At 20.7% G+C, this 786-nt stretch carries 1 protein-coding gene; it reads right to left on the minus strand.

Translation table 11 applies throughout. The features are described 5' to 3' along the window. Nucleotides 1-347, minus strand: a 347-nt coding sequence (locus tag GQX97_RS12950; protein WP_255447408.1) for a thiamine pyrophosphate-binding protein, incomplete at its 3' end; no start/stop codon positions are given. Between the last annotated feature and the right edge of the window lie 439 nt (nucleotides 348-786).

Below are 786 nucleotides of genomic sequence, written 5' to 3' on the forward strand. Positions count from 1 at the left end.
AACTGTCTTATGTTTTTATTATTTTTCAATTCAGATTGATTAACCTGACCAGAAATAAATAATGATGGTATACTATCATAGTAACTACTTGCTATACCACCAATCATATTAATTGCACCAGGACCAGATATTCCCATAGCAACAGCTGGCTTATTAGTAACACTAGAATATCCTACACAAGCAAAAGAGGCAGATTGTTCATGTTTCATAGGTATAACTTTAATTTTTCCATTTTTATAAAATGAATTACTTAAATGTAAACTCATACCTCCAACCATTTCATAAACATATTCTATACCTTTAGAAATTAAAAAATTTGCTATATAATCTGATACTTTTATATTCATATATATCCTTTTTTAATTACTATTCAAAAAACTAAAAACAATTCTTTCTATATAGTCTATCATTTCATCATTAATACCAGGATAAACGCCAATCCAAAAGTATTATTTATATAATAATGAATGTAAACATCATATTAACAACCTATAATAATTATTATGTATATAAATTATATAGTAATTACATAATAAACGCAAATATTATATTTAAATTATTGTATATATATACATAATTATTTTATTTTAAATATTAAAGTACTTAATTATATTATTTATGAAATATGTAAATTATAAAAAATAATAATTTTTAAATAAATATTCTATTTACAATAACATAATAATTATTATAGGATATATTAGGTGAATATAATATTAGTTGGATCAACTGGATATTTAGGTAATAAATTATTGAAAAAGTTACTAGAAGATAACAAAAATAATG

The sequence above is a fragment of the Brachyspira sp. SAP_772 genome, from assembly GCF_009755885.1.
GTDB lineage: Bacteria > Spirochaetota > Brachyspiria > Brachyspirales > Brachyspiraceae > Brachyspira.